Source organism: Nocardia barduliensis (assembly GCF_013315795.1).
Lineage (GTDB): Bacteria > Actinomycetota > Actinomycetes > Mycobacteriales > Mycobacteriaceae > Nocardia > Nocardia barduliensis.
The window spans coordinates 1-7770 of record NZ_JABLTE010000194.1 but is presented as its reverse complement, the minus strand read 5'-3'; the positions used below and the strand labels follow the sequence as shown (position 1 = coordinate 7770).

General features: G+C 67.0%; 8 protein-coding genes. 2 read left to right on the top strand and 6 right to left on the bottom strand.

The window, feature by feature from the left end; genetic code table 11:
- The 6 genes from HOV91_RS37850 to HOV91_RS37825 all read right to left on the bottom strand — a co-directional run.
- Window positions 1-187 (bottom strand): arsenate-mycothiol transferase ArsC (locus HOV91_RS37850; protein WP_369009331.1); only part of this gene is annotated, 187 nt, incomplete at its 3' end.
- 53 nt (window positions 188-240) lie between these two features.
- A complete protein-coding gene (arsB, locus tag HOV91_RS37845; RefSeq protein ID WP_312884933.1) occupies window positions 241-1356 on the bottom strand; it encodes an ACR3 family arsenite efflux transporter in 1116 nt (371 codons plus the stop codon).
- A complete protein-coding gene (locus HOV91_RS37840; RefSeq protein ID WP_174190005.1) occupies window positions 1353-1730 on the bottom strand; it encodes an ArsR/SmtB family transcription factor in 378 nt (125 codons plus the stop codon). The genes arsB and HOV91_RS37840 overlap by 4 nt, the downstream gene beginning before the upstream one ends.
- 640 nt (window positions 1731-2370) lie before the next feature.
- Window positions 2371-3036 carry a sigma-70 family RNA polymerase sigma factor gene (locus HOV91_RS37835; protein ID WP_174190004.1) on the bottom strand — a complete coding sequence of 222 codons (666 nt, stop codon included), beginning with the start codon at window positions 3034-3036 and terminating at the stop codon, window positions 2371-2373.
- A 703-nt stretch (window positions 3037-3739) separates the two neighbouring features.
- Complete coding sequence (locus tag HOV91_RS37830; protein ID WP_174190003.1) at window positions 3740-4549, bottom strand: ABC transporter permease; 810 nt, start codon at window positions 4547-4549, stop codon at window positions 3740-3742.
- Window positions 4546-5472, bottom strand: coding sequence for an ATP-binding cassette domain-containing protein (locus tag HOV91_RS37825; protein ID WP_174190002.1), 927 nt, complete (start codon window positions 5470-5472; stop codon window positions 4546-4548). The genes HOV91_RS37830 and HOV91_RS37825 overlap by 4 nt, the downstream gene beginning before the upstream one ends.
- A gap of 383 nt (window positions 5473-5855) precedes the next feature.
- Here HOV91_RS37825 and HOV91_RS37820 point away from each other — a divergent pair, with 383 nt between their 5' ends.
- Together HOV91_RS37820 and HOV91_RS37815 are read left to right on the top strand one after the other, a co-directional pair.
- Window positions 5856-6464 carry a DUF3558 domain-containing protein gene (locus tag HOV91_RS37820; RefSeq protein WP_312884934.1) on the top strand — a complete coding sequence of 203 codons (609 nt, stop codon included), beginning with the start codon at window positions 5856-5858 and terminating at the stop codon, window positions 6462-6464.
- Between the two features lie 146 nt (window positions 6465-6610).
- Complete coding sequence (locus HOV91_RS37815; RefSeq protein ID WP_174190000.1) at window positions 6611-6823, top strand: hypothetical protein; 213 nt, start codon at window positions 6611-6613, stop codon at window positions 6821-6823.
- Window positions 6824-7770: the final 947 nt, after the last annotated feature.

The following is a 7770-nucleotide window of genomic DNA, read 5'->3' as shown; positions in this document are numbered from 1 at the left end:
CGACGACCAGATCGACGGCGCGCAGCAGCCGCGGATCGATCGGTTTCGGGGTTTCGCCGCTGATGTCGACGCCGACTTCGAGCAGCGACTGCACCGACAACGCGTTCAGACTCTGCCCCGGGTCGGTTCCCGCGGAGTACGCCTCGACGCGCCCTGCCGCGGCGTGACGCATCAACCCGGCGGCCATCTGGGACTTGCCGCTGTTGCGCACGCACACGAACAGCACCGCTGGTGTCGCGCTCACCGCTCCAGCACCCTTTCCTCGGCCGAGGCAGTACCGGGGAACGCGGTGGTGGCGCGGAAGCGTGTGCGCAGCGCCAGGGACACATACACCAAGCCGACCAGGACCGGGACCTCGATCAGGGGTCCGACGACACCGGCCAGGGCTTGCCCGGAGGTCGCGCCGTAGGTGGCGATGGCGACGGCGATGGCCAGTTCGAAGTTGTTGCCCGCGGCGGTGAACGCCAGGGTGGTGGTGCGTTCGTAGCCCAGGCCGAGGACGGCGCCGAGCAGGTAGCCCCCGCCCCACATGAGCGCGAAGTAGGCCAGCAGCGGGATCGCGATCCGCACGACATCCAACGGTCGGGAGGTGATCTGCTCCCCTTGCAGGGCGAACAGGATCACGATGGTGAACAACAGCCCGTACAGAGCCCACGGCCCGATCCGCGGCAGCAGCGTGGATTCATACCAGTCGCGGCCCTTGGCGCGTTCGCCGAAGCGGCGGGTCAGATAGCCCGCCAGCAGCGGGATACCCAGGAAGATCAGCACCGATTTCGCGATCTGCCACGGCGAGGCGTCGATGGTGGTCTGCTCCAGACCGAGCCAGCCGGGCAGCACCGACAAATAGAACCAGCCCAGCACCGCGAACATGAGCACCTGGAAGATCGAGTTCAACGCGACCAGCACGGCAGCGGCTTCGCGGTCTCCGCAGGCCAAATCGTTCCAGATGATGACCATCGCGATGCAGCGAGCCAACCCGACGATGATCAACCCGGTCCGGTACTCCGGCAAATCCGCCAGCAACAGCCACGCCAAAGCGAACATCAACGCCGGACCCAGCAGCCAGTTCAACACCAGCGACCCGACCAACAGCTTCCGGTCACCGGTGACAGTGTCGAGCCGGTCATAACGCACCTTCGCCAAAACGGGGTACATCATGATCAGCAATCCGAGCGCGATCGGCAGCGAGATACCGTCGATCTCCACCGCTCCCAGCGCCTCCCCCAACCCCGGAATCACGCGCCCGAGCAGCAACCCGGCCGCCATCGCGACACCGATCCACACCGGCAAGAACCGATCCAGCGTCGACAGCTTCGCCACCACGGCATGGTCCTGCGTTGCGGTTCCGACGCTCACGCGTTCACCTCCGTGGCCGCGCCGCTTTCGACCAGCAGCACATCCGACAAACGTTGCAGCGCTTCGGGGATCACCCGGTAATACACCCAGGAGGCACGGCGCTCGCTGGCCAGCAACCCGGCCTCGCGCAGCACCTTCAAGTGATGCGAGATCGTCGGCTGGGACACTTCGATCCCCACCGACAGGTCGCACACACACGCTTCCTGGTTGGCGCGGCTGGCGACCACACTCAGCAATCGCAGCCGCACCGGGTCGGACAGTGCCTTGAACACTCCCGCCAGATCGGTGGCGGCCTCCGCGGTCAGCGGCTCTCGTGCCAGTGGCGCGGCGGTACACGACTGGACCGGCGTCAACGGCAACTGCGACTTAGACATAAATCGATATTGACAGATATCGAACCAGCCGCCAAGCGAACTTCTGGTGAACGGCGCGTCCGCGGCGGTCGAGGCCATCTCGGCGGTTTCCGCCGATGCCGCCCGATCTGGATACAGCCCCATCGCCATCGTCATCGACGCAACGGCGTCAGGATGCGGCAGGGTAGCCAGGAACGATCCGTGGCGATCGGCACCCGCGCCAGCGGTGTCGCTCACAGCGATCGGCAGGAATCACCGACCGTGCCGCGATTGTCGTCGTGCACAGTTCCTCTCCAAGTGATCCGGGTTGCGTCCTTTCCCGTGCTCCTTCGTCTGTTCTGGTGCCCATCTCCATCGATCCAGGAGTCACCATGACCAATCCGAATGAATTCCTGTCCCCAGCGACAGATCGGACGGACACAGCACCGCAGCCTGTGGCGCCCTCGTGTTGCAGCACCGAACAGCAGACCACGTGCTGCGACAACAGCGAAAAGGCGACGTGCTGTGCTCCGGCGGCCACTGCGGGCGGCGGCTGCGGCTGCCAGTAACCCCTGACCGGATAAGGGTGCGGTGCGAGACTCGAGCGTCTCGCACCGCACCTTTATCTGATCGCGGTGATCCCGCAGCTGCCCGCGGGGCGTACCGAACCCGATGGGCCGGTCTATCGGTCGGAGGGTGGTGTGGCGCCGCAGCCGCAGCTTGTGTCGCTGCTGGTTGCGCTGCCGCAGGCTCCGTCGCGGGGTTGGTAGTCGTGCACGTGGCCGGTGCGGTCCTGGCTGATCTCGCAGCAGGCGTGCAGTTGGGCTTTGAGGGCGGCGCGGCCGCGTTGCACGCGCGATTTCATCCCCGACACCGAGATACCCGCCGCACCGGCAGCGGCGGCGTGCGTGCGAGCGTCGAAGTCGACCATCTGCACCGCCGCGGCCTGTTCGGCGGGCAGCCCGGAGAGCATCGGCCCCAGGCACGAGGCCAGTTCCTTCTCCGCCTTCTCGTCGGTGCCGGATGCGTCCTCGCTTGCGGAGGGGTTGTCGGGGACGGCGTCGACGGGTAGTTCGCGGCGGTGGGGCGCGGATCGGTAGTAGTCGGTGATCGCATTGCGGGTGATGGCGTACATCCAGCCCAGCAGCCGGTCCTGATCGCGCAGGTTGTCCAGGCTTTTGGCCATCCGCAGGAACACGATCGACAAGATGTCGTCGGCGTCTTCGGGGCGGGAGACCCGGCGGGCGATGAAGACCCGCAAGTCGTCGGAGAAGCGGCGCCAGAGCTGGTCGAGATCAGCGCGTTGCGGTTGTGGTGTGGTCGCGGTGGTGGCCGTGGTCTCGCTCATGATCGGGTTCCTCTCCCTCTTCAGCATCCTCGCCTGCCGGCATGGTGGCGAGTCCGGGTTCCTCGGCACAGGTACCGACGGCGCTGACCGCGATCGGACGCATCTTGCGTCCCGATCCTCGGTGCCACGTCTGTATGGGTGTCGAAGTCGATGTCGGGATCTCCGACTCGACGGATCGGTCAGCGCGGTGAGGAGGTGAGAGCGATGCTGACGACACATCTGCTGTCGGATCTGACCGACGAAGAGGTCGATCTGATCGTCGCCGAGGAACTGCATCTGCTCGACGCCGCCACATGAGCGCCGCCGAAGCCCCCACCGGGCCTCTCCGCTGAAACAGCGCACCACCAGCGCCCCTACCCCACGGTAGGGGCGCTGGGCGTGCCCGGTACGGGCGCTCGGCGTGCACACGAATCCGCCTGATAGTTCCCTCGATCCGTGGTGGCTATGTCGCGGCCGCCAAGGTGAGTTGTCTGCGGTGGTGGTCGTAGTGCAGGCCGGGATAGCGGTAGATCTCTGCCAGAGTCAGGGTGCGGTCCACTCGTCTTCTCCGGTGTTGGCCAGCAGGTGGTGGAAGTCCTCGCGGACGCGTTCGAAGTCGGCGACGAGGGCTTCGCGGTCGATGCGCGGGTCGGTCATCGGATGCCTCGCGGGATGGCGCGGATGGTGAGGCGAACTTCCATCGTCTCACCATCCGAACGCTCGTTCAGCGAGCGCGTGCCGAGCGAACCAGGTGGGTGAGGGCGGGGACAGCGGTGACCGCGGCCCACAGTCCGATCGCCGCGACCAGAGCGGTGGCGGTGTCGGCGGTGGTGGCGGTGCCGAGCACGTGCCCGCGTAGGGCGTCGGTGGCGTGGGCGACCGGATTCACCGTCGCGACGGCCTGCATCCAGCCGGGCATGGTTTGGATCGGTGCGAACGCGCTCGAGATGAACATCAGCGGCATCATCACCATCATTCCGGCGAACTGGACCACGTCCGGGCGGCGCAGCCGGTCGCCGATCAGCCCGAACAGGGCGCTCATCGCCCCTGCCAGCACCACCAGGACCACCACCGCGGCTACGGCATCGACGGCGCTGCCGTGGAAGTCGAATCCCAGCAGTAGGGCGGCGATCCCGAGCAGCGCGGCTCGGGCGAGGGTGAAGGCGGCCTCGTTGATGGTGCGAGCCACCCCGGGCAATGTCGCCCGCATGGGCAGGGCCGCGAAGCGGTCGTGCAGGCCGTTGGTGTGATCGATCGCGGCGGAGACTCCGGCGTTGGTGCCGGCCATCACCGTGGAGACCGCCAGCATGGCCGGGGTGAGGAAGTCGATGTAGCTGACCCCGGCCGGGAAGCCGGGTCCTGCGGCGACGCTGCGGAACACCTGGCTGAACAGCACGAGCATCGCCATCGGCATGGTCAGCGAGAACATCAGCAGCTGGGGGACGCGGGCGCTGGTGCGCAGGTTCCGGACGGTCAGGGCGGCGAGCTGGTCGGCGATCGGGGACCGCCCGATCGTGGTTGTGGTGGTGGTCATCGGTGGGCTCCGGTGGTGTGGGCGAGGTGGGTGAAGACGTCATCGAGGCTCGGGGAGGTCACGTCCAGATCGGTGACCTCGATGCCGTCGCGGTGCAAGTCGGCGACCAGCGCGGTCGCGGTGCGGGCGTCGTCGACGGTGACCGACACCCGCACCCCGGTGCCGTCGACCCGGTCGGTGTCGGGGGTGAAGGGCAGATCCGCGATCTGGTGGGTCGGGACGGTGGCGTGCAGGACCTTGCCTCCGACGATCCGTTTCAGCTCGGCGGGAGTGCCGCGGGCGGCGACCCGGCCACGAGACAGGACCACGATGTGGTTCGCGAGCCGGTCGGCTTCCTCGAGGTACTGGGTGGTGAGCACGACGGTGGTTCCCGCGGTGGTGAGTTCGCCGACGACGTCCCACAGTCCGGCGCGGGCGAGGGGGTCCAGAGCGGTGGTCGGCTCGTCCAGGAACAGCACCGACGGGTCACCGACGAGGCTGGCCGCCAGATCGACGCGGCGCCGCGAACCGCCGGACAGCTCCCCGACCCGCCGGGCCGCGTACTCACCCAGCCCGAGCCGGTCGATCAACGCATCGGCACGCGCGCGGGCGCTGCGGCGCAGCCCGACCAGGCGGCCGATCAGCTCCAAATTCTCTCGGGCGGTGAGGAATTCGTCCAGTCCGGCGTATTGACCGGTCACCCCGATCCGGCGGCGGACCTCGGTGGCGTCGGCGACCACATCCAGACCCCCGATCTGCACCCGGCCGACGGTGGGCCGCACCAGCGTGGTGAGAGCGCGGATCAGGGTGGTCTTGCCCGCACCGTTGTGGCCCAGCACCCCCAGCGTCGTCCCCGCGGAAACTTCCAGATCGACACCGTCGAGCGCCCACGCTCTGCCGTAGGCGACGTGCAGGTCCTCTACCACGACAGCCGCCGCGCTCATCGCACACCCTCGACTCGGTCGGGCAGCTGGTTGAACAGGTGCATGGTCATCACAAAGTTCCTCTCGGAAGAAGGTGCTCACACCCGGATGGATGAGAGTTCGCTTCTCCAGACGAACCAGCCGCGGAACGGACGCACCGGCCACCGGGCTCGCACCGCCGTTACTACGATCAGCCGGATCGGGTGACCGATGAGTCGATCGGAATCGTCGCGCCACGCCACCACCGGGCTGCTCACGCTCCACGCAGGGTCCTTGTCGTTGCGACGGTGAAGATGTCCCAGTCGAAATCCATAAGGACGCCTGGGTTCGTCTTGATTTGCTGAGCGCGCCCCGCTCACGGCCCGCATTCTCCTCGGGTGCGTGAGCGTGCGGGTTCTGGTGTGATGGGGGTGGGAGGAGGAATCATGTTCAGTGATGCGTGCAGAGGGGTTCGTGCTGTCGGGGTGATGGTGGGGGCGGTGCTGATCGCGGTGGCCGCGACCGGGTGCGAGATCGTCGGCTCTGCCCGGCCCGCTCCCGCACCGACCGTCCTGCCGCGAGAGTCTCCTCCGCCGGTGACGCCGCCGCGGACGTTGGCCGAGCTGGTCAATCACCAGTGCACGGTGCTCACACCACAGGAGTTGTCCCGCTTCGGTTTCGAAAGCCCCGGCGAGGCCGAACCCTCCAATTCCTACTGCCGGTGGCGCACCCCGGCCACTGGGGTAGAGCAGTTCGCGATGTACTTCGCCCCCGACCCGTGGCGAAAGTACCAACCAGTCGAGGACGCACACCGCGGCACGCTGCACTTTCGCGAGCTCACCATCGCGCGTCGGCCGGCGTTCCTGCTCGACGAGCACCGCGAGCGCGCGCACACCAACTGCAGGATCTGGGTATCGGTGAGTTCGGGCGGGCTGTTCGAGTTCGAATATGCTCCCCAAGGCCACGGCGTCGAGTGGAACCTGTGCGCGCGGGCCATCGAAGTCGCCACAGTGATTGCCGAGCGAATCCAGTGACCACCGGCCCGACTCACCGCTCCCGGCGTTGCGCAAAGGATTTCTCCCCGGCCAGTTCGGCGCGCTGGTGGCGTGGGGTCGCACGAATCGTTGCCGGTGGCGTCGGTGTCACCGCCGGCCTGCTTTGGTTGTGGTGTGTGCTCGTCGTGGCCGAGTCCCGATTGTCGGACGATCCCGCCGACGACCCGCATGGCTACCTGCTGATCTTCGGCACGTTGCTGGCCACCATCACCGCCCCGGTCGCCGCCATGATGCTGCCGTGGGCTTTCCCCCGGCACCGCAGGCCGCGGGCCACGATCACGACGGCGACATTCGGGGCGGTCACGGTGCTGCTGTGGGCGGCATTGCTGACCAGCTGAACCCGGTCCACCCCGGAACGGCGCGGATCACGCCGGCGGAGTGATCGTCACTAGCCAATTTCGCTAGAGGGCATATCCGCGGGCGCGCGCACGGCTACCAGGTGCGCGCCGATCTGGAGTCCCGGGGTGCCCATGAATGGCCCAGTGCCATGTCGGGCTCGGTGTACCACGCACTGAAGTCGACAGCGCTGCTGGGCTGATCCGTGAGCACGAAACCACCCGAGCACGGCAGGCGGACCGCCACGCATCGAATACGAACTGACCGAAAAGCACAGCGCGCATACCTCGCGCTGTGTCCGTTCCGTGTGAACTTTGCGGTTGATGAATTCGTTGGACTGCGTGAATCTAACCGACGTTTTTCGTATCCCCGATTGTTTTGATCTAGTTCGCGGATATTGATCTCCCCTGCCGCCGCCGTTCGCGGCTCATCCGAGCCGAACCTGCCGCCTCGATGCGGGCCGGGCGTGGGTAGAGCCGTTCACTGACCGACCGCGGCCGCGGAATGGACTGGCTGCGCGATTCGGTCCGTTCGGGCCGAGGATTGGGAAACGGGGGCAAAGGTGGCGAGGACAATAATTAGTCAACGGGGTGACTTTTAGAGTGCGGCGAAACCGCGTAGGATTCGAGCAGGTCGGGACAGTATCTGGAGCCCTATCATGTTCGAGAGAAAGATTTCACACACGAAGTTCGCCCGGTTGGCGGCCGCCGCCGGTATGGCCGCAGTTGCTGCGATTCCGGTCGTCGCAGCCGCGGCGCACGCGCCTACCGCGCAAGCAACGACGCTCCCGTCTGCAACCCAATTCGTCGACAACCCCGGTTGGGGTAATCCCGGTTGGGGTCGCGGCCCTGGTTGGGGGCGTGGCCCCGGTTGGGGTGACGGCCGCGGTTGGGGATGGAACCCCGGTTGGGGATGGAACCCCGGCTGGGGGAATTGGTGGAACCCACCC